This is a genomic window from Massilia sp. BGA-UO-ETr-WB1 (genome assembly GCF_059567845.1).
This window is the reverse complement of the sequence record NZ_JCAQOT010000013.1, coordinates 495,099-519,751: the sequence shown is the minus strand read 5'-3', so window position 1 is coordinate 519,751 and position 24,653 is coordinate 495,099. Positions and strand designations below refer to the sequence as shown.

Annotated in this window: 19 protein-coding genes and 1 pseudogene; 15 read left to right on the top strand and 5 right to left on the bottom strand. The window is 65.8% G+C overall.

Features of this window, described 5'->3' with window-relative positions; translation table 11 throughout:
- The first annotated feature begins 32 nt into the window (after positions 1-32).
- The 8 genes from AC56DV_RS03630 (at position 33) to AC56DV_RS03595 (ending at position 7,482) form a co-directional block, all read left to right on the top strand.
- Entirely contained in the window at positions 33-464 is a 432-nt protein-coding gene (locus AC56DV_RS03630; protein WP_496312933.1) for a response regulator, read from the top strand.
- A gap of 296 nt (positions 465-760) precedes the next feature.
- On the top strand, positions 761-1,579 hold the full coding sequence (locus AC56DV_RS03625) for a methyl-accepting chemotaxis protein (protein ID WP_496312932.1): 819 nt from the start codon (positions 761-763) through the stop codon (positions 1,577-1,579).
- 17 nt (positions 1,580-1,596) lie between these two features.
- Entirely contained in the window at positions 1,597-1,965 is a 369-nt protein-coding gene (locus tag AC56DV_RS03620) for a response regulator (protein ID WP_496312931.1), read from the top strand.
- A gap of 8 nt (positions 1,966-1,973) precedes the next feature.
- On the top strand, positions 1,974-2,288 hold the full coding sequence (locus tag AC56DV_RS03615; protein ID WP_496312930.1) for an STAS domain-containing protein: 315 nt from the start codon (positions 1,974-1,976) through the stop codon (positions 2,286-2,288).
- Positions 2,278-4,374 (top strand): chemotaxis protein CheA, encoded by a 2,097-nt coding sequence (locus AC56DV_RS03610; protein WP_496312929.1) that lies wholly within the window; start codon positions 2,278-2,280, stop codon positions 4,372-4,374. The genes AC56DV_RS03615 and AC56DV_RS03610 overlap by 11 nt, the downstream gene beginning before the upstream one ends.
- Before the next feature lie 104 nt (positions 4,375-4,478).
- Entirely contained in the window at positions 4,479-6,110 is a 1,632-nt protein-coding gene (locus AC56DV_RS03605) for a methyl-accepting chemotaxis protein (protein ID WP_496312928.1), read from the top strand.
- Between the two features lie 11 nt (positions 6,111-6,121).
- The gene (locus AC56DV_RS03600) at positions 6,122-6,670 is read left to right on the top strand and encodes a chemotaxis protein CheW (protein ID WP_496312927.1); all 549 of its coding nucleotides are present in this window, start codon (positions 6,122-6,124) and stop codon (positions 6,668-6,670) included.
- Positions 6,667-7,482, top strand: coding sequence for a CheR family methyltransferase (locus AC56DV_RS03595; protein ID WP_496312926.1), 816 nt, complete (start codon positions 6,667-6,669; stop codon positions 7,480-7,482). The genes AC56DV_RS03600 and AC56DV_RS03595 overlap by 4 nt, the downstream gene beginning before the upstream one ends.
- Positions 7,483-7,547: 65 nt before the next feature.
- Here the strand turns inward: AC56DV_RS03595 and AC56DV_RS03590 are convergent, their stop codons facing one another.
- Together AC56DV_RS03590 and AC56DV_RS03585 are read right to left on the bottom strand one after the other, a co-directional pair.
- Positions 7,548-7,880, bottom strand: a complete 333-nt coding sequence (locus tag AC56DV_RS03590; protein ID WP_496312925.1) for a hypothetical protein — start codon at positions 7,878-7,880, stop codon at positions 7,548-7,550.
- Positions 7,826-8,134 (bottom strand): hypothetical protein, encoded by a 309-nt coding sequence (locus AC56DV_RS03585; RefSeq protein ID WP_496312924.1) that lies wholly within the window; start codon positions 8,132-8,134, stop codon positions 7,826-7,828. Before AC56DV_RS03585 ends, AC56DV_RS03590 begins: the two co-directional genes overlap by 55 nt.
- 119 nt (positions 8,135-8,253) lie before the next feature.
- Between AC56DV_RS03585 and AC56DV_RS03580 the strand changes: the two genes are divergently transcribed.
- A complete protein-coding gene (locus AC56DV_RS03580; protein ID WP_496312923.1) occupies positions 8,254-8,703 on the top strand; it encodes a cache domain-containing protein in 450 nt (149 codons plus the stop codon).
- Here AC56DV_RS03580 and AC56DV_RS03575 read toward each other — a convergent pair whose 3' ends face one another.
- Positions 8,704-9,450 carry a carbonic anhydrase gene (locus tag AC56DV_RS03575; protein WP_496312922.1) on the bottom strand — a complete coding sequence of 249 codons (747 nt, stop codon included), beginning with the start codon at positions 9,448-9,450 and terminating at the stop codon, positions 8,704-8,706.
- Positions 9,451-9,751: 301 nt separating this feature from the next.
- Between AC56DV_RS03575 and AC56DV_RS03570 the strand changes: the two genes are divergently transcribed.
- The gene (locus AC56DV_RS03570) at positions 9,752-12,247 is read left to right on the top strand and encodes a TonB-dependent receptor (protein ID WP_496312921.1); all 2,496 of its coding nucleotides are present in this window, start codon (positions 9,752-9,754) and stop codon (positions 12,245-12,247) included.
- A 313-nt stretch (positions 12,248-12,560) separates the two neighbouring features.
- Here AC56DV_RS03570 and AC56DV_RS03565 read toward each other — a convergent pair.
- Positions 12,561-14,174 (bottom strand): annotated as a pseudogene (locus tag AC56DV_RS03565) (methyl-accepting chemotaxis protein).
- Between the two features lie 16 nt (positions 14,175-14,190).
- On the bottom strand, positions 14,191-14,676 hold the full coding sequence (locus AC56DV_RS03560) for a chemotaxis protein CheW (RefSeq protein ID WP_496312958.1): 486 nt from the start codon (positions 14,674-14,676) through the stop codon (positions 14,191-14,193).
- Positions 14,677-14,961: 285 nt separating this feature from the next.
- Here AC56DV_RS03560 and AC56DV_RS03555 point away from each other — a divergent pair, with 285 nt between their 5' ends.
- The 5 genes from AC56DV_RS03555 (at position 14,962) to AC56DV_RS03535 (ending at position 24,623) form a co-directional block, all read left to right on the top strand.
- Positions 14,962-18,417, top strand: coding sequence for a putative bifunctional diguanylate cyclase/phosphodiesterase (locus tag AC56DV_RS03555; protein WP_496312920.1), 3,456 nt, complete (start codon positions 14,962-14,964; stop codon positions 18,415-18,417).
- Positions 18,418-18,425: 8 nt separating this feature from the next.
- On the top strand, positions 18,426-21,371 hold the full coding sequence (locus AC56DV_RS03550; RefSeq protein ID WP_496312919.1) for a ligand-binding sensor domain-containing diguanylate cyclase: 2,946 nt from the start codon (positions 18,426-18,428) through the stop codon (positions 21,369-21,371).
- A 189-nt stretch (positions 21,372-21,560) separates the two neighbouring features.
- On the top strand, positions 21,561-23,228 hold the full coding sequence (locus AC56DV_RS03545) for a methyl-accepting chemotaxis protein (protein WP_496312957.1): 1,668 nt from the start codon (positions 21,561-21,563) through the stop codon (positions 23,226-23,228).
- A 93-nt stretch (positions 23,229-23,321) separates the two neighbouring features.
- Positions 23,322-24,062: a transporter gene (locus AC56DV_RS03540; RefSeq protein ID WP_496312918.1), complete on the top strand. Its 741-nt coding sequence runs from the start codon at positions 23,322-23,324 to the stop codon at positions 24,060-24,062.
- 30 nt (positions 24,063-24,092) lie between these two features.
- Complete coding sequence (locus AC56DV_RS03535) at positions 24,093-24,623, top strand: chemotaxis protein CheW (RefSeq protein ID WP_496312917.1); 531 nt, start codon at positions 24,093-24,095, stop codon at positions 24,621-24,623.
- The last annotated feature ends 30 nt before the right edge of the window (positions 24,624-24,653 follow it).

Here is a 24,653-nt window from a genome sequence, read left to right as displayed (position 1 = left end):
ACATTTACGCCACCACCTACACGGATCTGCAGATGCAGCAAGACAGCCTTCCCATACCCCAGCAACCCGCCCATGTGCTGCTGGTGGATGACGACGAATACATGCGCGAACTGTTGGCTGGCATGCTGCGTTCGCTTGGCCTGCGGCATATCACCACGGCAGCGGACGGGCAGCAGGGCTTTGCAGCTTTTCAGGCCGCCGCGCAGGCGCCCGACTTGGTGATTTGCGATATCAATATGCCGAACAAGGATGGCTTCCAAATGATGGAGATGCTGGCGCAGGCGCACGGCGGCTGTGGTGTCATCCTGGTGTCCGGCCTAGCTGAGCGCTACCTGAACTCGGCGGCGTTGATGGCGCAGTTCCACCACCTGAATATCCTTGGCACTTTGCATAAGCCGGTCGAGAAGAGGGCCCTCGCGGCCCTGCTCGCCAAGCAGTTGCCGTCCATCGGGCTGCAACGATGAATCGCCTCGATTTCGCAGTGGGGCATTATCTGCCGGCCGGCTTGGCAGCGGCCTTTGCCAGCCTGCCCGTGTTTGGCCCCACGGGATGGGGGGCTGTCATCGCGTTGGCCGGTGTCATCGCCTGCAGCACTTGGTCCGCCAGGCGCCACGCGCGATGGGCGGCGATCGCCCGGGCGCAAAGGGTGGAGGCGCTGGCGGCGCAGGATGGGCTGCAGGAGGTGCAAGGCCTGTTGGGCGGGGTGTTGCCGGTATGGACGCGCCACGTGCAATCGGTGCGCCATCAGTCGGATACGGCAGTGACACAGTTGCTGGCCAGCTTTTCCTCCCTGGTGCAGCAGTTCGACAGCGCCGGCTTTACCGGCCGCGACGTGGGCGACAGCAGCGGGCAGGTCGCGATCAGCTTGCTGACCCTGTGCGAGCGCGAGTTGGGGCCGGTGATCCGATGCCTGGAGAACGTGGTGGGTAGCAAGGTCGAACTGCTCGACAACGTGCGCACGCTGTCGTTAGCCACCGACGAACTGGCCGATCTGTCGGATGAGGTCAGGAAGATCGCGGCCCAGACCAACCTGCTCGCTATCAACGCCTCGATCGAGGCGGCACGCGCCGGCCAGGCCGGGCGCGGCTTCGCCGTCATCGCCGGCGAGGTGCGCAAGCTGTCGCAGCAATCGGCTGAGATCGGCACGCGCATCACGCGCCGCATGGGCGAAATATCGGTCGCCATGGGCGCCACGCTGGGGGCGGCGGCACGCGCCGCCGAGCATGACCGTGACGCCATCGATTCCTCCACCAACGTGGTGGAGGATGTGCTGGGTCATGTGCGCGAACTGGCACGTTCGGCCGACCAGATGCGCGCCCAGGGCAACAATATCCGCGGCGATGTCGAGAATCTGTTGATAGCGTTGCAGTTCCAGGACCGAATCCGCCAGATCCTGGAAGTGGTTGAAGCCGACATCGCGCGCATGGAGCAGGGCATGCAGGCCGACGGCGCCGCGTTGCCGGCGCTGGAAACGTGGCTACGGCAGCTGGAAGCGAGCTATACGATGGACGACGAGCGCCACAGTCACCAGAGCGGTGCGCTGGTGGCCGCAGGCGGCGACGAAATTACCTTTTTCTAGATTGGACAGCAAACATTATGGCAAAAACCATCATGATCGTTGACGATTCGGCCACCATGCGCCAGGTCGTCTCCATGGCCCTGAAGGGCGCCGGCTACGACGTCCTGGAAGGCAGCGACGGTCGGGACGCGCTGGGCAAGCTCAAGGGCCAGAAGATTCATCTGATCATCAGCGACGTTAACATGCCGAATATGGATGGCATCAGCTTCGTGGGCGAGGTCAAGAAGCAGGCCGCTTATCGCTTCACCCCGATCATTATGCTGACCACCGAAGGGCGCGACGACATGAAGCGGCAGGGACAGGCGGCGGGCGCCAAGGCCTGGATGGTCAAGCCCTTCAAGCCGGAGCAGTTGCTGGGCGCAGTCCAGAAACTGATCTTGCCCTGAGCGCCGTCATGACAGTTGAGACGTATGATACGGCAAGCGCCACGCTACGCCTGAGCGGCGAGGTGACCATCTACCAGGCGGCACAGCTCAAGCAGGAGTTGCTGGCGGCCCTGGCGCGGCAGGCGCTCGAGCTGGACCTGGCGGGCGTGACGGAGCTCGATACGGCTGGCCTGCAACTGCTGTTGCTGGCCAGGGATACGGCGCGCGCGCGGAATACGGCGCTGCGCCTGGTCGCGCCCAGCGCCGCCGTCATGGAAGCGCTGCGACTGGCAGGACTGGCCGGTATTTGCGCGGCGGAAGGCGAGGCTGGCCATGGAATTTGACGGCGCACTGCAAACCTTCCTGCACGAGAGCCGTGAGCTGCTGCAGGCAATGGAAGATGCGCTGCTGGCCTGCGGGCCGGCTGGCGGCAGCGCCGAAATGGTCAACGCTGTGTTCCGTGCCGCACACACGATCAAGGGTTCGGCTGGCCTGTTCGGCCTCGACCACATCGTTGCCTTTACCCACGTGGCGGAAAGCGTGCTGGACGAAGTGCGGGTCGGCGCCGTCGCCATCGATGCTGACCTGGTGGTGCTGCTGCTCTCCTGCTGCGACCACATCGCTGCGTTGATCGACACCATCGGCGGCTCGGACGCGACGAGTGATGGCGTGATGGCGGCCGGTGCGCTCTTGCTGGCGCGGCTGTCAGGCTACTTGGCGGGCGATGCCGGCAGCGCCAAGCCGGGCGTGGCAGCCGCGCCGGCGGCGCAGCAGGCGGTGGGTGCGGGCGGCGGGCTGTGGCATATTTCGCTGCGTTTCGGCCCCGACGTGCTGCGCAATGGCATGGACCCGCTGTCCTTCCTGCGTTATCTGGGGACGCTGGGCAACATCGCCGGCAGCGCCACCGTGGCGGACCGGCTGCCGCCCGCCAGCGCGATGGATCCCGAGTCGTGCTACCTGGGCTTCGAGGTCGCCTTGCGCAGCACGGCGGAGCGGGCCGCTATCGAGGAAGTGTTTGCATTCTTCGGCGACGACTGCACGCTGCGCATCCTGCCGCCGCATAGCCGCGCGGCCGACTATCTGGAGCTGATGCGTGCGCTGCCGGAAGACTGTGCGCGCCTGAGCGAACTCCTGGTGCGGTGCGGCAGCGTGAGTACGCAGGAACTGGCGGCGGCGCTGGCGCAGCGGGAAGGTGGCGCCGCGCAGCGCCCGGCGGGCGCGCCCCCGTCCGGGCAGCTGGCGCTGCCGGAACCCGTGCGTGCACAAAAGGCGCAGGAGAGCCGCAGCATTCGCGTCGATGCCGACAAGCTGGACCAGCTGATCAACCTGATTGGCGAACTGACCATCGCCGGCGCCAGCGCCAACCTGGTGGCGCGGCGCGCCCAGAGCGCGGAATTACAGGAAAGCTCCGCAGTGCTGTCCAGCTTGGTGGAACAGGTGCGTGATAGCGCCTTGCAACTGCGCATGGTGCGGATCGGCGCCACATTCAACCGCTTTCAGCGCGTGGTGCATGACGTCGCCAAGGAGATCGGTAAGGACATTGGCCTGGCCGTCAATGGCGCCGACACGGAACTGGACAAGACGGTGGTGGAACGTATCGTCGACCCTCTGACCCATCTGGTGCGCAATGCCATCGACCATGGCATCGAGGCGGCCGAACTGCGCGCAGCGCGCGGCAAACCGCCGCGCGGCACCGTCACCCTGAACGCCTACCACGATTCGGGCTGCATCGTAATCGAAGTGGGCGACGACGGGGGCGGGCTCAAGCGCGAGCGCATCCTGGCCAAGGCCATCGAGCGCGGCCTCGTGGAGGCCGACGCCATCCTCAGCGACAACGACATCTACAGCCTGGTGTTCGAACCGGGCTTTTCCACCGCCGAGCAGGTCACCAACCTGTCCGGGCGCGGCGTTGGCATGGACGTGGTCAAGCGCAATATCGTGGCGCTGCGCGGCACCGTCGATATCGACAGTGTGGAAGGCACAGGCACCCTGGTGCGCGTCCGCCTGCCGCTGACCCTGGCCATCATCGATGGTTTCCTGGTCAGCCTGGGCCAGGCGATGTTTATCATCCCGCTCGACATGATCGAGGAATGCGTGGAGTTTGCCGCCGAGCCTGGGCAGGACTATGCCAACCTGCGTGGCGCGGTGCTGCCGTTTGTGCGCCTGCGCGAAGTGTTCGGCACGGGCGGCACGCCGCCGCGCCGCGAGAGCATCGTGGTGGTCAATTGCGCGGGCCAGAAGGCGGGCCTGCTGGTCGATGCGCTGCTGGGCGAATTCCAGACAGTGATCAAGCCCATGAATCGGATCTTCAGCCACATCAGGTGCATCAGTGGTTCAAGCATCCTGGGCAGCGGCGAGGTGGCGCTGATCCTCGATGTGCCGGCCCTGCTGCTCCAATCCAGCGCTCTTGCGGTGTCTGCGGCGGCGTGAGTCCTGGAGTGGGCGCATCGCGCGGCAATGCGCAGGTGTCGGGGCGGGGCACCATCCCCGCGGATTGAGTCAATGGCAGCGCCATCCTGAAAGGGGGAAATCGCATGTTCAAGAGTATGAAAGTCGGCGTCAAGCTGGGCTTGGCGTTCGGTGCCATCCTGGCGTTGATGCTCATTATCGCGCTGGTCGGTTCGCGCGCGCTGGTCGGGCTGTACGATATCAGCAACGACATCACAAACAATGCATATCCCAAGGTGAAGATCGCCCACGGCATGAAGGAGGCAATGGCAAGGAACCGCGCGCTCCTGCGCGACATGATCTTGCGAAACGACGAAAAGGACTTGCAGCAGATCCGGGCCCAGATGCGGCAAACGACGCGGGAGAATGTGCAACGCATTGCCGACATGAAGAAGCTGCTCAAGGGGCAGGACGAAGTCAAGCTGTTCGAGCAGGTCGAGGACTTGCGCGAGGAATTCCAGGGCGTCCGCAAACAGGCGCTGGCGCTGGCGCAGGCCGGCGACCGCGACAAGGAGGCATTGGAAATCCTCTATAACGAATTACCCAAACCGGCCCAGGCATATGAGGACGCCTTGAACAAGATGATTGCGTTGCAGGAAGGCTCGTTCGTGCAGGGGGCGAAGGCGGCCGACAGCACTTTCGAGCACTCGCGCAGGCTGATGCTGGGCGTGCTGGTGGCCGCGGTCGTGGCGGGCATTGCGCTGTCCTTCATCCTGGCTAGCTCCATCACCCGCCCCTTGCGCGAGGCAGTGGCGGCGGCCGACCTGCTGGCCACAGGCGACCTGACCGCGAAGGTCGAGGTTCGCTCGGGAGATGAAACGGGCCAGCTCATGCAATCGATGCGGAACATGATCGGCAAGCTGTCGCAAGTGGTTGCGGAAGTCAATAGCGGCGCCCAGGCCATGGCCAGCGCTTCGGAAGAGGTCAGTTCGACCGCGCAATCGCTGGCGCAGGCCGCCAGCGAGCAGACCGCCGGGGTGGAGGAAACCAGCGTCTCGGTGGAGCAGATGACCGCCTCCATCGCCCACAACACGGAGAACGCCAAGGTCACCGATGGCCTGGCCAGCAAGGCAGCAGGCGAAGCAAGCGAAGGCGGCCAGGCCGTGACGGCGACGGTCGACGCCATGCGGCAGATCGTGAAAAAGATCGTGATCATCGACGATATCGCCTACCAGACCAACCTGCTGGCGCTGAACACCGCCATCGAGGCGGCGCGCGCGGGCGAACACGGCAAGGGCTTCGCCGTCGTGGCGGCCGAAGTGCGCAAGCTGGCCGAGCGCAGCCAGGTGGCGGCGCAGGAAATCGGCGCCGTGGCCGCCAGCAGCGTCGGCCTGGCCGAGCGCGCCGGCCAGTTGCTGGGCACCATGGTGCCGAATATCCGCCGCACTTCCGACCTGGTGCAGGAAATCGCGGCCGCCTCGCAGGAGCAGTCGGCCGGCGTCAGCCAGATCACCGCGGCGGTCAGCCGGATGAGCCAGACCACCCAGCAGAACGCCGCCGCCAGCGAGGAGCTAGCCGCCACGGCGGAAGAGATGAGCAGCCAGGCCGAGCAGCTTCAGCGCGCCATGGCTTTCTTCAAGCTTGAGCAGGGCCGCAGCGCGGACCTGCCGTCCCAGCAGCGCAAACCGGCCGTGCACCCGCCCAAGAGTACGCCGGCCGGCAAACCGATGCTGGCTGTGGACAGCGCACTGGACGAATTCGAATTTGCGCGCTTCTGATGAGGAATGCCATGACAGCCCTGGTGATGCACAATAAAAAGAAGGCGCAATCGTCCGATGGCGCGGCCGGTGGCCGTGCCCAGTACCTGACCTTCATCTGCGGCGGCGAAGCCTATGCCATCGGTATCCTGGCAATCAAGGAGATCATCGAGTTCGGCGGGATGACCGAGGTGCCCATGATGCCGGCCAGCGTGCGCGGCGTGATCAATCTGCGCGGCGCGGTGGTGCCTGTGATGGACCTGGCAGTGCGCTTAGGCCGCCGTGTCAGCGACGTGACCAAGCGCACCTGCATCGTCATCGTGGAAATTGCCTGCGACGGCGAGCAGCAAGTGTTCGGCGTGCTGGTCGATTCGGTCAGCGCCGTGCTGGAGATTCCCGATGCGGAAATCGAACCGGCGCCATTGTTCGGCGCGCGCATCCCGAGCCACTTCATTGCCGGCATGAGCAAGGTGAATTGCAAGTTCGTGATCCTGCTGGATGTTGCGCGCGCGCTGGCGATGGATGAAATCGCCCAGCTCGCGGAAGCGGGCGCGGCGGCGGCGGATGGCGGGCCGGCATGAGCAGGGCCGCAGGCTCCGGCGCGGCCGCGCTCAGCGACAACGAATTCATGCAGTTCCAGGCCTTTATTTATGAAGCGGCCGGCATCCGCATGACGCTGGCCAAGAAGGCCCTGGTCAGCGGCCGCCTGTCCAAGCGCCTGCGCGAATGCGGGGTGGTCAGCTATGGCGACTATTTCCGGCTGCTCGCCAGCGGCACGGCGGCCGACGAAGTGCAACTGGCGGTGGACTTGCTGACCACCAATGAAACCTATTTTTTCCGCGAACAGCGCCACTTCGACTTCCTGGCGGCGCAGGCCGCCGCCGCACACGAGCCGCTGCGCGTCTGGAGCGCTGCCTGCTCCAGCGGGGAAGAACCGTACAGCATCGCCATGGTGCTGGCCGATCGCCAGGCGGCTCGGCCGTGGGAGGTGTTTGCTTCCGATATCAGTGCGCGCATGCTTCAGCAGGCGCGCAGCGGCCATTACGCGAGCGGGCGCGCGCGCAATATTCCGCCGCAGTACCTGCGGCGCTTCTGCCTGAAAGGGATGGGGACGCAGCAGGGTACCCTGCTGGTGGAGCGCACTTTGCGCGCGCGCGTCAGGTTCGCCCAGGTCAACCTGAACGAGCCCTTGCCGCAATTGGGATCGTTCGACCTGGTCTTTCTGCGCAATGTCATGATCTATTTCGATAACGATACCAAGCGGCGCGTGGTGGAGCGGGTGCTGTCGCAACTGCGGCCGGGCGGCCACTTCCTGATCGGGCACAGTGAAAGCCTGAACGACATCAGCAGCGCGGTGCGGATGGTCGCGCCGGCGATTTACCGCAAGGCTTGAACAGTCGGCGCCAGCCTGGTCGGCCAGTTGGCTGCCCGCATCGGCATGCCGCATCGAATCGTTGATCAGGGCCTTGATTTCCCTTGTCGCGGCAGCCGAGCGTCGCCGGGCCGCAGTGCGATGCCTACCGTCAGGTCGCCGCCGGCGATGCGTCCGGCCAGCGCAGCCGCGTGCGCCAGGTCGACGCCGAGCCGGTGGAACAGCTTGCGCAGGATCTGCAGCGCCACGCCGATGCCCGCAGCCATCGCCGGCACCAGGATCGCCTCCAGCTGCCAACTGGCGCTATGGATGCGCTCGCGCGCCTGCGTTTCGTCGGCGGTGATGCGCTTGTTGGCCATGCCGATCACCTGATCGATGGCGCGACGGTGGCGCGCGTAATGTGCATGCAGCTTGTCCATTGCAGCCTGGATGGCGGGCTTGTCGCCAGCCTCGAGCAACTGGTAGGCGGTGAGTCGGACTCGATGATGTATTCCGGCGGCGGCAGGATGTCGGCCACGAGATCCTTGCTCTGGACGATGTGTTCGTAGAGCGGGCCGTTGACACGCAGTTCGCGCAGTACTTTCAGCGACCAGGCGCCATAGCTGAGCAAACCGAGGGCGAAACAGGCGGGCAGGATGGCAAAGCGGGGCTTGATGTCGAGCGTGCGCTTCACGGTGTTCGTGAAAAAATGAGGTTATAGGGTACTCCTGACCGCAAAATCAGGAATGCTTGATGCGTGCTATGCCTGTCTCCTTGCTAGCTTGAATTCATTTGGTCGAAGGAGTAGGTGTCATGAAGAATGTCGTTTTCGCCGCAGCCCTGTTGCTGCCACTGGCCTGCGTGTCGGCGGCCGAAGAATACGCCACGCCGCGCGATGCGGAGAAGCTGGTAGCAAAGGCCGTCGCTGCCATCGGGAAGGATGGCAGCAAGGTGTACGGGGCCATCACGGCCAAGGATCAGGCCTGGGTGCATGGCGACCTGTATCCGGTGGTGTATGACCTGAATGGAAAAGTGCTCGCGCATGGACTGAATCCCAAGATGGTGGGGAAGGACTTGATTGCGCTGCGCGACGCCGATGGCAGGTCCTTCATCCGCGAGCGTATGGAACGCGCGAAGCAGAGTTCCGGCTTCTGGCAGGACTATAGCTTCGTCGATCCGCTGAGCAAGAACATCCTGCCCAAGCGCATGTACTGCGAGCGCGCCGGCGAGCAGGTGGTGTGTGCCGGCGTCTACAAGCGATAGTCAGAGGCTTTCGAGCACGGTGCGGCCGTTCAGCGGCTGCACCGGACGCGCATTATGCTTGTACCGGGCTGCAAATCGCTTCAGTTGGGAGGTTGACATTTCCAGCGGCTGCTTCAGCACGAACCAGTCCACTTCCTCGCTGCAGGGCGGCGTGGTGAGCGAGCCCTGGAAGTTGTAGTAGCCGCGCGCCGTCGGCAGCAGCGCGGCGATATCGACGCGCACGCCGGCTGGCTCCTGCAGCTGGCCTTTTTGGGTGGGCAATGCGTCCCATAGCGTCTGCACCAGCGGGTTCGCCGCGCCTTGCCGGAACAGCACGGCGACCACGGCCAGTTTACCCTCGGCGCTCCTGTGCACCAGGTGCGCCACCATTGGAAAGCGACGGCCGTTGATGCGTTCTTCACTTGGTTTGTGGAAGTGGAATTGCAGCAGGTCGTAGCGCACGCCGTCGATCGCCACACTGCTGCCGGCGGCGTAGTCGACCTGGATGGTGTGGCCGTTGTCGATGATCTTCAACGGCCCTGGCTGGTAGGCGAATTCCAGCGGCGGCAACTGCGCGATCCTGGTGGCGCGGATGTCGATCGGCGACTGCTGGTGGCCCAGCATACAAGCGCTATAGGCGGCCTGCATGCTGCCCCAGTGCTGCGGGCCGTGCTGGCCTTCGTAGCTCCAGTGCGCAGTAGGTTCGGCGGCAAAGGCGGTGCCGGCCAGCAGGGTGGCGCCGATGGCAAGGCTCAGGGCTGCTTTCATGGGTACTCCTCTCGTTTTCGCAAAAGAGGATAGTGACAAGTCTGCGCGCAAGGCAAAATCGGTGCGTGCTGATTTGCGTGTAAGGAAGGCGGTCTTGCTGCGTAGGGAAATTCCGACTTTTGACGAACTGGCATTTGTAGGCAAAGATGTGGGTCGTTTTGGCACCATGGCCACACCGACGTGGCGAACAAGGGAGAAGGGTAGAACAATGGGGAAAAGGGTAATTCAGGCCGCTGCCTGGTTGGCTGTTGCGGGCTGCACATGCGTTGCCGCGCAGGCGGAAGAGGGTAGCGATGGCGCCATGCCAAGCGTCGTCGTCGCGGGGCAGCGCGCCGGCATCGACACGGCGCGCAAGCTGCGCCGCACGGCCGGCAATATCGTCGATGCCGTGGTGGCCGACGACATCGACAAGCTGCCGGACTTCAGCGTCAACGACGCTGTGCAGCGCGTGCCCGGCGTGCAGATCATGCGCGACCGCGGCGAAGCTTCGTCCGTGACGATCCGCGGCTTGACGCAACTGTCCACCACGATCAACGGGCGTGAAGTGTTCAGCGCCGGATTGACCGGCGCCGCGCAGCAGCGCTCGGTGGACTTCGCCGACCTGCCGGCGGAAATGGTGGCTGCCATCGCCGTGCACAAGACGGCCGCGGCCGACCAACTGGAAGGCGGCGTGGGAGGCTCGGTCGACCTGCGGACGCGCCGCCCCTTCGATTTTGGCGGCCGCCTGCTGAACGCCACCGCGCGCCAGGTGCGCGGCGACCTGGCCGGCGGCAGCGCTCCCCAGTTCAGCGTGCTGGGCAGCGGGCGGTGGCGGCTGGGTGGCGGCGAGTTCGGCGCCTTGCTCGGCCTGTCGAGCCAGCGCCGCGCCTGGCGCGAAGACCAGAAGTCCAGCGGCAACCCGGTCCTGCGCAGCGACCTGGTGCCGGGCGAGAGCGTGGTCGCGCCCAACGGTGGCACGGAAGGGGCCAGCCGGGGCCGCCGCCGGCGTGAAGCGGGCAACTTCGCCCTGCAATGGCGCCCGCGGCCGGACCTGGAACTGTATGCTGAAGGCAGCTTTGCCCAGTTCAAGACCCTGCAGGATTCCTACCAGGTGAGCGCGAGCGCCGCGCCCGGCGTCGTGCCCGGCAGCGTGTCTCTGTTCCCCGGCACGCCCTACCTGCAGGGCGTGACCTGGATTAACTCTTCGCTCAGCGTTCTCAGCTTTGCGCGTGACACCGTTAACCGCGACCGCCAACTGGCTGTCGGGGGCGCTTGGCGCAGCGGCAACCTGGCCGTGAAGGGCGATATCAGCCGCACCAGCGGCTACCAGAACCTGGTCTTTTCCGGGGCGACCCTGGGCGCCACGGTCCCGCAGTTCAGCCAGGATTGGCGCAGCGGGATTCCCGCCACGTCCTACGTCTTTGCCGCCGCCGATCCGGGGCGCTATCGCTACGTCAACATGCTGTACACCCTGCGCCCCTTCAACGGCGCACTGGATGCGGCACGCGTCGATGTGGAATGGACCCGTCCGGGCAGCTTTCTGCATGCATTGGTGGCCGGCATGCGCGTGGCGCGGCGCAGTGCCGATAACGGCAGCGGCGTCATCGCCGCCACAGCCGCAGCCAATGTGCCGCCCGGCGGCCTGACCGATACCTTGGTGGCCAGTCCGGCGGGAACCCTGTTCCCGGGGCAGGGCGCGGCCAGCCTGGACGGCTACCTGGCCGCCAGCCTGGCGCTGGCGCGCGACCCAATGGGGCTGCGCAGCCAACTGCGCGTCACGGCCCCCGTACCCAGCAGCGGCGCGCCGGGCATCTGGTCGTTCAGCGAGCGCAATACCGCAGCCTGGCTGATGGGCAGTTTCCGCGTCGCCAGCCTGCCGCTGGACGGCAATGTCGGCGTGCGCGCCGTGCGCGTGCACGGCGAAGGGCGCGGCATGCGGCTGGCGCTGGGCGGCGGCTTTGCCCCGGTGGTGATGGACAGCAGCGGCACCGACTGGCTGCCCAGCGCCAACCTGCGCTACCGCCCGGATGCCGACAGCGCCTGGCGCGCCGCGGCGTCGCGCACCATGGCCCGGCCCACCTTCGACCAACTGCAGCCTTCGCTGACGCTGTTTCGCAACGTCATCAACCCGGCCGGCAGCACGGGCACCGCGGGCAACCCGGCCCTGGGGCCATTGCGCTCGCGCAACCTCGACCTGGCATGGGAGCGCTACCTGCCCGGCCAGGGCATGCTGACGGCCACCGTGTTCTGGAAGTGGGTGGACGGGTTTGTCCTCAGCCGCACCGCGCCGGAAAGCTACGACGGCGTGAGCTATCAGGTGACCCGGCCGCAGAATGCCAACCCGGGCCGCGCCAAGGGTGCGGAACTGTCGTACCAGCAGTTTTTCGACGGCTTGCCCGATGCCTTGCGAGGCCTGGGTGTGCAAATCAACTACACTCTGGTCGACAGCGCCACCCCAAGCGCTGCTGTGGGCGCCAACATTCCGCTGCAAAACCTGTCGCGCCAGAGTGCAAATGCCGTGCTGATGTACGAACAGGGACCCTGGTCCGCGCGTGCCGCCTACAACTGGCGCTCGCGTTTCCTGGCAGGCACGTCCACCATTGCCGGCATGGGCACCTTGCCGCAATACGTGGAAGGTTATGGCTGGCTTGACGCTTCGCTGCGCTACCGGCTCAGCGAACGCTGGTCGCTGGCGCTGGAAGGCAGCAACCTGCTGAATACCGTGCGCCGTGGTTATTACAGCGTACCGGAGCGCCACCAGTCCAGCTGGATGAACGACCGCCAACTGGCGGTCAGCGCAACGATGCGTTTCGACTGACCCAGGGCGCGGGCGTGCTATTGTAGCGGACGCACGGTCGCGGGTAATCTTCGCAATGTGAAACGAGCCAGCAGGCAGGACGCTGGCTCGTTTCCATTCCGATCCAAGTCGCGGCAAACACCGCCGTTGCACCGCCGGAAATTGGTTTTGCCGCCATCAAGACCAGTTCCCAGGTTGCGGCCATGTGTCGATGGCGGCCCTTTGGGCAAAAGGCCCACCCAGGAACCCGCCGCACTATCAGTCGGCCAGGAGCCGATGGCAGTGCGGCAGGAACCCTTCCTTCCGCCTGGGCGGCGGCCAAAGGCCGGGAAAGTCAGCGCGTGGTGTAGCGCAGCGCTGGCAGCGCAGGCGAGGCTGCGGATGCGGCAGTTGGGGCGGCGAACTGGAATGCGCTGACGGACTGCGCCAGGAGGATAGCCTGCTGCTGCAACACGTCCGATGCGGCGGCAACCTCCTCCACGACGGCGGCATTTTGCTGCGTCGCCTGGTCCATCTCGGCAATGGCCTGGTTGATCTGCTCAATGCCGCTGCTTTGTTCCTGGCTGGCGGACATGATTTCAGCCATGATGTGGGTGACACGGTTGACGCTGGCCACGACATCGTCCATTGTCGAGCCGGCTTCGGCGACCAGTTTGTTCCCGTTTGCCACTTACGCGACGGAGTTGTCGATCAAGTGCTTGATTTCCTTGGCGGCAGTGGCCGAGCGTTGCGCCAGGTTCCGCACTTCGGAGGCCACCACGGCAAAGCCGCGGCCCTGTTCGCCGGCGCGCGCGGCCTCCACGGCGGCGTTCAGCACCAGGATATTGGTCTGGAAGGCGATGCCGTCGATGACGGCGATGATGTCCACGATTTTCCGCGACGATGCCTGGATCGACGCCATCGTCTCGACCACTTGCGTCACGACGGCGCCACCTTGGGCGGCAACGTCGGACGCGGACTGGGCCAACATATTGCCCTGGCGCGCGCTGTCGGCATTCTGTTTAACCGTCGCCGTCAACTGGCCCATCGACGCCGCAGTTTCCTGCAGGGCGGCGGCCTGCTGTTCGGTGCGCGATGAGAGATCCAGGTTGCTCGCGGCAATCCCGCCCGACGAGCTGGTAATCGCGTCGCTGCCGGCGCGCACCTAGCGCACGATGTGCAGCAGATTATCGCGCATCGTCTTCATGGCAAAGAGCAGGCTGGCGCCGTCGCCTTCCCGCGTCCGCACGGACCTGGCCAGGTCGCCGGCGGCGATCCGCTGCGCGATTTCCGCCGCATGCTCCGGCTCGCCACCGATGGAACGCTCGATATTGCGGATCACTAAAGTGATGATGCCGGTCAGCGCAATGCCGGCCACGATGAGCAGGATGCCAGCCTGCCAGAGGTCGCGTTGGAATGCATCGCTCAGGTCATCGAGGTAGACGCCGGTCATGAAGGTCCAGTCCCAGGGCTTGTAGGTGAGGATGTATGCCCCCTTGGGATACAGCTGCGTCTGGTCCGGATGGCCGGGTTTCGGCCACACGTATTCGAGCCAGCCTTCGCCCGCTCCCTTGGCGATGGCGGCGACGTTCGCAAAGATAAGCTGCCCTTGCTGATCCTTGAACCCGGACAAGTCCTTGCCCGTCAATTCGGTCTTGATGGGATGCATCAGCATCGTCGGGTGCGAGTCGAGGACGGCGAAATAGCCGTCTTGCCCGTAGCGCATGGCCTTCAGCCTGGCCAGCGCCTGTCGTTTGGCTTCGGCCAGCGGCAAGGCGCCCGCGTCCGCGAGGCTGGCAAACTCCTTCACGGTCGACATGCCAACGTCGGTGGCAAACTTCAGCGCGATCTGGCGCTCTTCGAAACGGCGCGCCTTGTTATGGTAAATGCCGACCGTGGTGACGCTTAACAGGCACAGCCAACTGATGATCAATGGAATGAAGAGTTTTTGGCGGAAAGTGAATTTCATAATGGTGAGCTGAGCGTCAGGCGATCAGTCCGATGTCGGGGCTGGCCATCAATTGCGCGATATCGACCAGGATCAGCATGCGTTCATCGACCATGCCCAGGCCGGTCACATAGGCGATGTCGAGCGCACTGCCCATGGGCGGCGCAGGCTTGATCTGCTCCAGCGCCAGGGTGGTCACGTCCGAGACGCTGTCCACCACCATGCCCATGGTGCGGCCCGCCACGTTCAGGATGATCACCACCGTGAACTGGTCGTAGCTTGGCGTGCCGAGGTTGAGCTTGATACGCATGTCGAGGATGGGCACGATGATGCCGCGCAGGTTGACCACGCCCTTGATATAGTCCGGTGCGTTGGCGATCCGGGTTACCGTGTCGTAGCCGCGCAGTTCCTGCACTTTCTGGATATCGATACCATATTCCTCCTGGCCGAGGGTGAAAGCGAGGAATTCGAGCTGCCGGGATGGCGTCCCTGCAGACGCCGGTGCATCGCTTTCCGCCGGCATTAAACTGATTGTCACACTATGTCCTTTCGGTGAGCCTTGATTGACGGCAGCCGCTTGCAAGGGCGACCGCGCTGGCACCCAAGGTAGCGCTTTTTTTTTTCGCGGGTAATCAGCCGATCTTGATTTGTGCGTAGGGATTTCCCGATCGTCGCGGCCGCCCGCACCCGGTACCCCATGCCTGCGCGGATCCCTACCGGATTATCAGGATCGCCTGATACCGCGCCGCCGCAGAGTTGGCGATGATGTCGCTTGTTCGAATTCCTTCTTTCCGCTGTTCAAATCATCGTGGCAAACTTCCCAAAGCTGCTCCTGGCGCTGTTCGGCGTGCTCACCCTTGGTGTCTACTGTAGCGCTGGTGCCAGCGTGCCCACCCCTATCGAAGCTTGGCGTAGCCAGGTGGCGCAGACTCGTCAACTGGCGGAAAACGATGTGCCGCGTTCGTATGAAAGGGCGCGCCAGTTGCTGGCCGCGATTCCGTCCGGCGCGGCGCCGGCGGACCGGATCCGGGCCCTGAACCTGCTGGCGCGCACCGAAGCGAACATGGCGCGGACGGCTGATGCGGAGCAGCATGCCCGCCAGGCCCTGAAGCTGGCCGCTGGTGCGGGCGACCGCGTGGGCCAGGCGGAAGCGGAACTGAATCTCTTCTTCACTTCCGTCTACTCGGCCCGCATTGAGGGCATGCTGGCGGCGGCCAAGCACAGCGTCGAATTGCTGAAGGGCGTCAACCGTCCCGACCTGCTTGGCGAAGCCCTGCTGCGCATGGCGATGATGTACCAGCGCTACGACATGATGCAGCAGGCCATGGAAATGGCGATGCAGTCGATGGACATTGCGCGCAGCAGCCGCGACCCGCATGCGCTGGCGTATGCCAACCAGGGGCTGGCCTTTGCCTACCGCTCCGGTGGCCACTTCGAGTTGGCGGCGCAGCATTACGCCAGCATGCGCGAACAGGCCCGGCTGGCCGGCTCGAAGCTGATCGAAGCGGAGGCGATCGCGGGGCTGGCCTCGGAACAGGTCCGCCAGGGCGACCTGCGTGCGGGTGAGCGGCTGGCGCGCGAGGCGCTTACCCTGGTGCGCACCACCGGTGCGCCGTTCAATCAGAATGGGCCGGCCTATACCTTGGCCGACCTGTTGCGGCGTCAGGGGCGCTATCCGGCGGCGCAGGCGATCCTGGATGAAATGCTGGAGCTTAACGAGCGCCACGGGAATCCGCTGAGCCAATGGTATGCCCTGGTTGCGCGCAGCAACAATTTCCTGGACATGGGCAACCTGCCGGCCGCGCGCGCGGACGCGGAGCGCAGCTATGCTCTGGCCAAGCAGATCGGGATTTCCCTGTATCTCGGCGAGAGCACCAAGTGCCTGGCGGCCATCGCCGCGGCCAGCGGCGATCACGCCCGCGCTTACGCGCTGACGCAGAAGGCCATCGAGATGGCGGCCAGCGCCAATCGCAGCAAGATCGGCACGCAGGCCCTGGAACTAGCCGAACGCTATAAAGTGGAGAGCAAGCAGCGCGAAATCGATGACTTGCTCCACCGCAACCGCGCGCAGAGCGACGAGCTGCGCCTGCGCATGCTGCAACAGGGCTGGCTGTGGACTGTGGCTGGCGGCAGCGGCATCGGCCTGGCGGGGCTGGCCTACTTCCTGCTGCGGCTGCGCCGTTCCAAGCGCGAGATCGACCAATTGAACGCCAGCCTGGAGCTGCGCGTACAAGAGCGCACGGCCGAGTTGCGCCAGCAGACCCGCTACATGCGCACGTTGTTCGACCTGCTGCCGGTCTGGGTCTGGCTCAAGGATACGGATGGACGCTACCTGTCGGCCAACCAGCCCAGTGCGGAGGCCTACGGCCAGTCGGTCGAGGCGATGATCGGCCAGTCCGACCACGACCTGTGGCCGCATTTGCGGGCCGACCTCCTGCGCGCGGACGAACTGGACGTGATGATGAGCCGCAAGCGCAGGCTCGTTGAGCGCGAGGAGCTGCTGCCCGGCGCCACTGAAGCGACTTGGATGCAAACCTACCATGCGCCGGTGTTCGACGAAGACGGCACGGTGCTGGGTACGGTGGGGGTGGCGCGCGACATCAGCGACATCCGGCGCAGCCTGCAGGTGGAAGCGGCGCGCGCGCGCGTTCACGAATGCATGGCACAGGGCCGCGCCTTGGGCGAGGTGCTGGCCCTGGTTGCGGCCTACGTCGAAACGGCCAACCCGGCGCTGCGCTGCATGATTTCGCGCCTGGATGGCGGCGACGGTGGCCAGCCGGACGTGAGCGAGCGCCCGAAGGACTGGTGGGAGTTGGTGTGCAACCCGGCGGGCGAAGTGCTGGGCCGTATCGCGATCGGCCGCGCCGTGCCCGGTACGCCGTCCGCCGAAGAGCTGGAACTGGTCGCACATGCCTGCGACTTGGCCGCCATCGCCATCGACCGCAAGCGCATCGAGGAGCAGTTGCAGCACCATGCGGCTTACGACGCCCTGACCGGCCTGCCCAACCGACGCATGTTCGGCGAGTGCTTGCGCGCCGAGATGGCGCGTGCCGAGCGCTGCGGCAGTGCGCTGGCCGTGATGTTTGTCGACCTGGATCATTTCAAGGAAGTCAACGATTCCCTCGGCCACCATATCGGTGACAGCCTGCTGGTGGAAGTGGCGCACCGCATCCGCCAGTTGGTGCGCGCATCGGACGTGGTGGCGCGGCTGGGGGGCGACGAGTTCGTGGTGATCCTGCCCGATTGCGGGGATGAGTTGCAGCAGGGCCGCGTCGCGCAAGGTGTGCTCGATGCCGTGCGCAAGCCGATCGAGCTGGACGGCCAGACCTTGTATGTCTCGGCCAGCCTGGGCATCGCCAATTATCCGGCCGACGCCGACAGCATCGACCAGTTGATCACTTATGCCGACCGCGCCATGTATGCGGCCAAGGAGGAGGGGCGCAACGGCTTCCGCTTCTTCACGCTACCCATGTACCAGCAAGCCAAATCGCGCATGCTGCTGGCCAACGACCTGCGCCTGGCGCTGTACCGGGGCCAGTTCCAGGTCTGGCTGCAACCGATCGTCGATCTTGTCAGCGGGCAGGTGGCCAAGGCCGAGGCGCTGTTGCGCTGGATGCATCCCGAGCACGGCATGGTGCCGCCCGACGTGTTCATTCCCATCGCGGAAGAGACGGGCATCATCGTCGAGATCGGCGACTGGGTGTTCCGCCAAGCCGCCGCCGCGGCCAAGCGCTGGCTGGACCAGCGCGGCGGGAAGCCGTGCCAGGTCAGCATCAACGTTTCGCCGCGCCAGTTCAGCCATGGTGTCCCGGTCGACAGCTGGATCGGAATCCTGCGGCAGCTGGACTTGCCGGCGCAATGCGTGGTGATCGAAATCACGGAAGGCATGCTGTTGAGCGACCGCGCTGGCATTATGGACGAGCTGGCACGCCTGCGCCAGGCCGGCATGGAGCTCGCGCTGGACGACTTCGGCACCGGTTATTCAGCCATGGCCTACTTGAAGAAATTCAACATCGATTACCTGAAGATCGATCGCTCCTTCGTGCGGGACCTGGACACCGATGCCAGCGACCGCGCCATCGCCGAAGCCATCGTGGTCATGGCCCGCAAGCTGGGCCTGAAGACCATCGCCGAGGGCGTGGAGACGGCGGAGCAGCGCAACCTGCTGGCGTCGGTGGGCTGCGACATGGTGCAGGGTTACTTGTACGCCAAGCCCGTGTCGACCGCCGAATTCCTGGCGGCGCAATCAGGTCTTTCCGCATGAGGGGCGGCGTGCCTGCCCTGAGCCATGCGGCAGCCCGCCTGCGGTATTTCATGCGCGCGATCCGGCTGCTGGCGCTGGCATGGATCCTGGGCATGACGGCGGCGCCGGCGCGCGCGCAGCAAGTGCCCTTGCGCTATTTCACCCAGCAGGATGGCCTGGGCAACATAGCGCTGAACACGCTGGTGCAAGACCGCACCGGATTCCTATGGATAGGCACCGAGAACGGTGTGTTCCGCTACGACGGCGCGGAGTTTAAGCGCTATGGCCAGGAGTCGGGCTTGCGGGGCGCCTATGTCAGCGACATGCTGGTTGACGCGGCAGGGCTGCTCTGGGTCGCCACCCCGGAAGGCTTGTACCGCCGCGCGGGGGAGCGCATGGTTCCGGTCCTGCACGACGGGCGGCGCCTGCCAGTCAGGCCGGGCAGCCACTTGGCGGCGCGCGCTGACGGCACCTTGCTGGCCGTCAGCGGCAGGCGCCTGCTCCAGGTGCGGCAGATGAAGGAAGCATTTGCCGTCAGCCCCTATTTTTCGGCCGGACTACTGGAGCGCCATGCGGAACTTGCAGATATCGAGGGCGTGTGGGACGATGGCGGCGGCACCATCTGGCTGGGCTGCGGCAAGGCGCTGTGTGCCGTCGGCGCCGACGGGGTGAAAGTATGGGGCAGCGCCGCCGGGGTTCCCGCCGACGCCTGGCTGCGGATGGCGCGTGGCCCGGACGGCACGCTGTGGGCGCGCGGCGCACACCGCATCATTGGGCTGCACGCCGGCGCGGCGCGCTTCGTCGACCGCACGCCGCCCGGCAATGTCCTGTCCAAGACCGGCACGATCGGAGCCCTGGCCTTCGACCCCGACGGCAACCTGGTCAGCGGCACCGACCGCGGACTGGCCCGCCGGCGTCAGGGGCGCTGGCAACTGCTCGACGAGCGCCACGGATTGCGGGCGGGGGGCGGTATCGGCGCCGTGCTGGTCGACCGCGACCAGGGCATTTGGCTGGCGACACGCGGCCAGGGCCTGATCCGTTGGCTGGGAGACGCCAACTGGGAAAACTGGACGACAGCGCAGGGCTTGCCCGATAGCGTGGTGCTCTCGTTCGCGCATGAGGCGAACGGCGAGGTGATCATCGGCACGCGCTCGGGCCTGGCCGCGCTCGACGCTGGTGGCGCGCGCCTGACGCGGACGGACCCGCATGCCACCCATCAGTGGTCCACCATGGTGTACGACCGCGGCGGAACCTTGTGGGGGGCAACATATACCGGCGAACTGCTGCGCAAGCGCGCGGGCGGGGCGGCGCAGCTTCACCAGCAGGGGTTGCCGCCGGTGATGCGCGCCCTGGTTGACCGTGATGGCCGGCTGTGGCTGGCGACTACCGGCGGCGTGTGGCTGCTGCCGCAACCCGGGCAAGGCGGCCGCGCGCGCCACCCGGATGACGCCCCGGACGAGCTGCGCCGGTCTTACTTCCGCGAGATTTGCCAAGGCGCCGACGGCGCGCTATGGTTCCTGTCCGAACACGTGCTGTGGCGCAGGCACCAGCGGCGCTGGCTCAGCTATCGCCTGTCGGCGCAGGATGGTGCCGTGTTCGAGGCGCTGGCCTGCGGCAAGGACGGCGAGTTCTGGCTGGCGAGCGGCAACGGCGGCTTGTGGCGGGCGCGCCTGGGGCCCCATGGCCTCAGCACGGAACCGGTGCCATCGCCGATGTTGCGCGGGAAAAACCTGTTTTCCCTGCTGCTGGATCGGCGCGGCTGGCTCTGGGGGGGGACCGATGCTGGCATCGTGGTGTGGAACGGCGCCCAATGGCGCCAGTTCCACAGCCACGACGGCCTGGCATGGGACGACCTGAATGAACGCGCCATCGACGAGGCCCCGGACGGCACGATCTGGATCGCCACCAGCAATGGCGCCTCGCATATTGCCCGTCCCGAGCGCCTGTTCGCGCCGCACAAGGTGGCGCCGCTCATCGAAGAGGCCAGCCGCGATGGCAGGGTGCTGGCGCTGGCGCCGGACCTCGCCCTGCCGTGGTCGTCGGGCGCCCTGCAGTTCAAGTTGGCCAGCCTGAGCTTCCAGTACCGGGACAGCCTGCGCTACCGTTACCGGTTGGCGGGCCTGGAGCAGGACTGGTCGACCACGGTGGTGCCGGACATTCGCTATGCGGCCCTGGCGCCGGGGCGCTACCGCCTGCAGTACCTGGTCGAGAACACGGGAACCGGCGCCCGTTCGGCGGTGGCGGAACTGGCGCTCAGGATCAGGCCGCCCTGGTGGCGGACGCCCGCCTTCATCTTGGCATGCGGGCTGTGCGCGCTGGCGGCGCTGGTGCTGGCGCACCGCTACCGCCTGCGCCGGCTGACCGCGCGCAACGCCCGGATGGAACAACTGGTGCGCGCCCGAACGAGCGAGCTGGAGCAGCGCACCCGCGAGCTGGAACTGTCGCGCGAAGCGTTGCGCCTGCGCGCCATGCAGGATGGCCTGACCAAGGCCTGGAATCGCACGGCCATGACGGAGCTGATCGAAAGCGAGCGCAGCAAGGCCATGCGCGATGGTAGTTCCTTCCTGCTGGTGTTGCTGGACCTGGACCACTTCAAACAGGTCAATGACAGCTACGGACACCCGGCGGGCGACCGCGTGCTACAGGAGGTGGTCGCGCGCCTGAGCGCGGGTGTGCGCGGCTATGACCAAGTCGGCCGCTTTGGCGGCGAGGAGTTCATCCTGTTGCTGCCGGAGCTGGCGCGCGCCAGCGGCCAGGCGCGGCTGGAATCCTTGCGCGCCGCGATCGCCGCCCATCCCGTCTCCATCGCGGACGGCTTGTCCATCGCCGTCACGGCCAGCTTCGGCGTGGCTGCCTTCGATCCGCGCGAGCAGGTTTCCATTGCCGAGCTGGTGGCGCGCGCCGATGCCGCGCTCTACCTTGCCAAGGGCCAGGGGCGCAACCGAGTGGTGTTTGCGGCCGGCACACCAAGCTAGTGGCGCGTTCGGGATTTCCTGACGACGGTCAGTACTTCCCTAGCATGGAATCATCCCGCCCTGATGCCGCGAGCGGGGAGTTAATGCAAGAATGCTCGTTTGAGTAAGCAAAGGAATTTTCATGACAGGAGCAGTATCGGATCCGGCCCGCAGCGCCGGACGGAAAAGGTCCTCACGCCGCCAGGGAGAATGCCCGTGTTCAGGAATCTGAAGCTTGCCGGCAAGCTGGCGCTGGGCTTCGGCAGCGTGGTCCTGTTGACGCTCATGGTCGCCCTGCAGGGCTTGGGCAGCACTGGCCAGGTGGTCGGGATGCTCGACCATCTCTACAACAATGCGCTGACGCCGATCAAGGATGTCGCCAACGCCAATATGCAGGCGATTTACCATAACCGCGGACTCTACGAGCTGGCCGACGAGCCGGGCGCGGGCGAGCGCGCCAAGATCAGTGCCAGCCTCGGCGGCAATGTCAAGGCATTGAACTCCTTGCTCGGAAAATACCGGAAAACTCTGCTGACGCAAGCTGAAAAGGACTTGTTGGCGCAGTTCGACAAGGTATGGCCGGCATATGCGGCGGTGGCGCAGCAGGTGCTGCTCCTGCTGGAGGAGGACAAGCACAAGGAGGCAAAGGAACTCCTGAACGGCCGCGCGGCGGCAAGCTTCCAGGCGGCGGACGACGCGCTGAGCGCATTGGTCGACATTAACGACAAGCTGGCGCAGCAGGCCTATGCCGACAGCAGGGCCGTGGCGTCCAGCGCGAAAATGACTGCGCTGGCGCTGGCACTGGCGGGCATGGTGGTTAGCGCCATGCTGGGCTACTGGATTATCCGTTCGATTGCGCGCCCGATACAGGCGGCCGTCGCCGTGGCGCGCACGGTCGCCGCCGGCGACCTGAGCAGCTGCATCGAGGTGTCCGGCCAAGACGAGGCGGGCCAGTTGCTGGCGGCGCTGCGCGACATGAACGGCGCCCTGGTGCAGATCGTGGGCAGGGTACGTGGCGGCACGGACCTGATCGCATCGGCCGCGCACCAGATCGCCATGGGCAATGCCGACTTGTCCTCGCGCACCGAGGAACAGGCTTCATCGCTGGAGGAGGCCGCTTCCTCCATGGAGGAGATGACCGCCACCGTGCGCCACAACGCCGACAGTGCGCGGCAGGCCAGCCTACTGGCGCAGGCAGCCTCCGAGGTCGCTGCGCAAGGCGGCGCCGTGGTCGGCGAAGTCGTGGGCACGATGATTGGGATTAATGCGTCCGCGCGCAAGGTGGTGGACATCATCGGCGTCATTGACGGCATCGCATTCCAGACCAACATCTTGGCGCTGAACGCGGCTGTCGAGGCGGCCCGGGCGGGCGAACAGGGGCGGGGCTTTGCCGTCGTCGCAGCCGAGGTGCGCAGCCTGGCGCAGCGCTCGGCCGCCGCAGCGAAGGAAATCAAAGTGCTCATCGACAATTCGGTGGCGAAAGTGGATGCGGGTAGCAAGCTGGTCGATGAGGCCGGCCTGACCATGCGGCAAGTGGTGCAGAGTATCGGCCAGGTGCGCGACATCATCGGGGAAATCAGCTCGGCAAGCCAGGAACAGACTGCTGGCATCGAGCAGATTAGCCAGGCGGTCGCAGCGATGGACCAGGTGACGCAGCAGAATGCGGCCCTGGTCGAAGAGTCGGCCGCTGCCTCCGGGGCGCTGCAGGTGCAGGCCAATGCGTTGCTGGAAGCCGTGGCGGTGTTCACGACCGGAGAAAACGCCGCGGCGCACCCGGCACCGCCGCCCAAGGCCCCTGCCACGCCCCGCAAGGCAGTGCCGCAGCGCCCGATGCTGGCGACCACCACCGGCGCAAATGAAGAATGGGAGGCATTTTGAACTCGAATCTACGATTTGCCGGTGGCGATCTTCTTCAGTGCATCGACGCCAGGAACGGCAGCCTCCGGGCCGGGATCGACTGATGGGAGACGTATGAAACTTCGGATTGCATTGCTGGCGGTCTGCTCGCTGGCACAGGCGGCATGTGCGGCGGACGCCGATGTCACACCCTATCGCCCCTCGGTGTCGTCGCCGGCCCAATTGCCGGCGGCCGGCCAGCTTGAGCTTGAACTCGGCGGTCTGGCGGCGCGCCAGGCGGAAGGGCACCGCTACAGCCTGCCCTTCACGCTCAAGTACGCCTTCAGCGAGGAGTGGGGGGTGCTGCTGGGCGGCGAGGCCTGGGTCTCGGCAGTGGAGGGGGGGGCGCGCCGTGGGCGCAGCCTTGGCGATACCAGCGTCGCGCTCAAGCGCGCCGTCGCCGTGCGCGAAGGGACCGCCCTCGGTCTCGAGCTGAGCATGAAGCTGCCCACGGCGCAAGGCAGCAATAAGGCGGACTACGGTGTCAACGGCATCCTGAGCCAGGACCTGTGCGGTTTCCACTTGGATGCCAACCTGAACCTGGTGCGCATGGGCGCGGCCGATGCCGCTGCAGGCAGCGTGCAGCGTGGCGCCTCGCTGGCGGCATCGCATGTGCTGGCTGCGGGCTATTCCGCCGTGGTCGAATGGGGGGGCATGCGGCGGCATGGCGTGCGCAGTACGGCGCAGTTGCTGGTGGCCGTGTCGCACAGTGTGAGCGGCAAGCTCGTCATCGATGCTGGGTTGGCCAAGGGACTGACGTCGGCGACGCCGGCATGGTCCATGTTTACTGGCGTGGCGGTCGCGTTGCCCAGGTAACGCCTTCAGTCCAAAAGCAGGGAGAGTGCAATGATACAGACGAGAAAAACGAAGCATGACGTGGCCGTGCACAAGACGGGGCACGCACAATACCTGACCTTCTTGCTGAGCGGCGAAATGTTCGCCATCGGCATCCTGTCGGTCCGGGAGATCATCGAGTATGGTGGCCTGACCAGCGTACCCATGATGCCCGCCAGCGTGCGCGGCGTCATCAACCTGCGCGGCGCCGTGGTGCCAGTGCTGGACATGGCGGTGCGCTTCGGCATACCGGTGAACGACGTGACCCGGCGCAGCTGCATCGTGATCGTCGACATTGAATGGGATGGGACGCAGCAGGTCGTCGGGCTGGTGGTGGACGCGGTCAATGCCGTGCTCGATATCGACGCCGCCGCCATCGAGCCCGCGCCCGCCTTCGGCGCGAAGCTCCCGACCGACTTCATCGAGGGCATGGGCAAGGTCAATGGCAAGTTCGTGATCCTGCTCAATGTCAGCCGCGTCCTGTCGGTCGATGACATCGCGGCGCTCGCCGGTGCTGCCCAGCACGCGGCGCACGAAGCGTAGCAAAACGGGACGGACAATTCAACCCGGCGG

Coding starts and splice junctions, on each gene's coding strand:
- AC56DV_RS03615 (WP_496312930.1), top strand. CDS start 1,974: ATGACAGTTGAGACGTATGATACGGCAAGCGCCACGCTACGCCTGAGC.
- AC56DV_RS03540 (WP_496312918.1), top strand. CDS start 23,322: ATGAAACTTCGGATTGCATTGCTGGCGGTCTGCTCGCTGGCACAGGCG.
- AC56DV_RS03575 (WP_496312922.1), bottom strand. CDS start 9,450: ATGAAAGCAGCCCTGAGCCTTGCCATCGGCGCCACCCTGCTGGCCGGC.
- AC56DV_RS03595 (WP_496312926.1), top strand. CDS start 6,667: ATGAGCAGGGCCGCAGGCTCCGGCGCGGCCGCGCTCAGCGACAACGAA.
- AC56DV_RS03590 (WP_496312925.1), bottom strand. CDS start 7,880: ATGGACAAGCTGCATGCACATTACGCGCGCCACCGTCGCGCCATCGAT.
- AC56DV_RS03535 (WP_496312917.1), top strand. CDS start 24,093: ATGATACAGACGAGAAAAACGAAGCATGACGTGGCCGTGCACAAGACG.
- AC56DV_RS03610 (WP_496312929.1), top strand. CDS start 2,278: ATGGAATTTGACGGCGCACTGCAAACCTTCCTGCACGAGAGCCGTGAG.
- AC56DV_RS03580 (WP_496312923.1), top strand. CDS start 8,254: ATGAAGAATGTCGTTTTCGCCGCAGCCCTGTTGCTGCCACTGGCCTGC.
- AC56DV_RS03620 (WP_496312931.1), top strand. CDS start 1,597: ATGGCAAAAACCATCATGATCGTTGACGATTCGGCCACCATGCGCCAG.
- AC56DV_RS03560 (WP_496312958.1), bottom strand. CDS start 14,676: ATGCCGGCGGAAAGCGATGCACCGGCGTCTGCAGGGACGCCATCCCGG.
- AC56DV_RS03605 (WP_496312928.1), top strand. CDS start 4,479: ATGTTCAAGAGTATGAAAGTCGGCGTCAAGCTGGGCTTGGCGTTCGGT.
- AC56DV_RS03600 (WP_496312927.1), top strand. CDS start 6,122: ATGACAGCCCTGGTGATGCACAATAAAAAGAAGGCGCAATCGTCCGAT.
- AC56DV_RS03570 (WP_496312921.1), top strand. CDS start 9,752: ATGCCAAGCGTCGTCGTCGCGGGGCAGCGCGCCGGCATCGACACGGCG.
- AC56DV_RS03545 (WP_496312957.1), top strand. CDS start 21,561: ATGCCCGTGTTCAGGAATCTGAAGCTTGCCGGCAAGCTGGCGCTGGGC.
- AC56DV_RS03630 (WP_496312933.1), top strand. CDS start 33: ATGCAGCAAGACAGCCTTCCCATACCCCAGCAACCCGCCCATGTGCTG.